The organism is bacterium (genome assembly GCA_021372775.1).
Lineage (GTDB): Bacteria > Acidobacteriota > Polarisedimenticolia > J045 > J045 > JAJFTU01.
On the sequence record JAJFTU010000017.1, the window covers coordinates 1 to 1681 of the forward strand.

2 protein-coding genes are annotated in these 1681 nt (G+C 74.2%); one reads left to right on the top strand and one right to left on the bottom strand.

Annotated features, from left to right (window positions below; genetic code table 11):
• Positions 1–291 (top strand): serine/threonine-protein phosphatase (locus tag LLG88_00520; GenBank protein ID MCE5245397.1); only part of this gene is annotated, 291 nt, incomplete at its 5' end.
• A gap of 79 nt (positions 292–370) precedes the next feature.
• Here LLG88_00520 and uvrC read toward each other — a convergent pair.
• Positions 371–1681 (bottom strand): excinuclease ABC subunit UvrC (gene uvrC, locus LLG88_00525; GenBank protein ID MCE5245398.1); only part of this gene is annotated, 1311 nt, incomplete at its 5' end.

The following is a 1681-nucleotide window of genomic DNA, read 5'->3' on the forward strand; positions in this document are numbered from 1 at the left end:
AGCCGCGGCGGGATCGTCCTCGGCGTCGAGCCGGACGCGGGGTACGAGCGGGACTTCGAGGACTTCGTCCCCGGCGCGACGCTCGTGCTCTACTCCGACGGGATCACCGAGGCGGAGACGAAGCGCGGCGGCTTCTTCGGCCTGGAGGCGCTGGAGCGGCTGCTGCGGAAGCACCACGACGCGAGCGCCGAGGGGCTCGTGGACATCGTCTTCGACGCGCTGGAGCGCCGCTGCGTCTCCCCGCGGCAGGACGACCAGACGCTCCTCGTCGTCAAGCGCGAGCCTCGCTGACCGGCGACGGGACGGTCGTCGCGCCGACGGGACGGCGAGATGGTCTTCGCGGGCGCGGCGTCTCCGCGGCGCGGCGCCTCTACTCGGCGGCGAGCGCGGCGCGGATCTTCGCCGCGCGGGCCGGACCGACCGCCGCGGCGAGCGCCTCGTCGCTCGCCTCACGCACCCCCTCGAGCGAGCCGAACTGCTGCAGCAGCCGCTTGGCGGTCGTCGGGCCGACGCCGGGAATCGTCGTCAGCGAGCTTTGGAACGTCCGCTTCGCGCGCGCGGCGCGGTGGTGCTTGATCGCGAAGCGGTGCGCCTCGTCGCGCACCTGCTGCACCAGCCGCAGCGCCGGATCGCGCCGCGGCAACAGGATCGAGTCCTCGCGCCCCTCGAGGAAGATCTCCTCCTCGCGCTTGGCCAGCGACATCACCGGCAGCGACGAGAGGCCGAGCTCGGCCAGCGCCTCCAGCGCCGCCGCAAGCTGCCCCTTCCCGCCGTCGATCAGCACGAGGTCCGGCAGCCGCCGCCCCTCGCGCTGCAGCCGCGCGTAGCGCCGCCCGACCACCTCGCGCATCGACTGGAAGTCGTCGTTACCTTGGGGAACGGTGCGCGGACGGAAGATCCGGTAGTCGCTCTTCTTCGGCCGCCCCCCCTCGAAGACGACGAGCGAGGCGCGCGGTTCGGTCCCCTGCAGGTGGCTGACGTCGAACCCCTCGATCCGGAACGGGACCTCGTCCAGCCCGAGCGCGTCGCGCAGCGCCTCCAGCGCCCCCACGCCGTGCACGTGCGGCGCGCGGAACCGCTCCTCGAAGGCGAGCCTGGCGTTCTTCGCCACGAGGTCGAGGAAGCCGCGCCGCTCCCCCTGCGTCGGCGCGCTGACGCGCACCCGTCCGCCGCGCCGCCCGCCGAGGAACTCCTCGATCAACGCCCCGTCCGACGGCGCGCGCGGCAGGACGATCTCCGGCGGCGGCGCCTCCTCGGCGTAGAACTGCGGCAGCACCTCGTCGTAGAACGTCTCCGGCGGCGGCGCGGGGTCGAAGGCGAACTCCCGCCGCCCGACGACCCGCCCCTCGCGCATCCGGAACAGTTCGAGCACCGCCTGGTCGTCCTCGCGGTGCTCGGCCCAGAAGTCGGCCGTCCCGCCGCCGCCGATCTCCATCCCCTGCCGCGAGGCCAGCGTGCGCAGCGAGGCGAGCATGTCCCGGTAGCGCGCCGCCTGCTCGAACTCGAGCCGCCCCGCGGCCTCGTTCATCCGCGCCTCGATCGACGCCTGCAGCTCCGCGTCGCGCCCCTCGAGGAACAGCCGCGCCTCGCGCACCCGCTCGGCGTAGACCGCGGGGTCGGCCTTCCCCGCGCACGGCGCGAGGCACTGGTCGAGGTGGTAGTAGAGGCAGGGGCGCTGCTT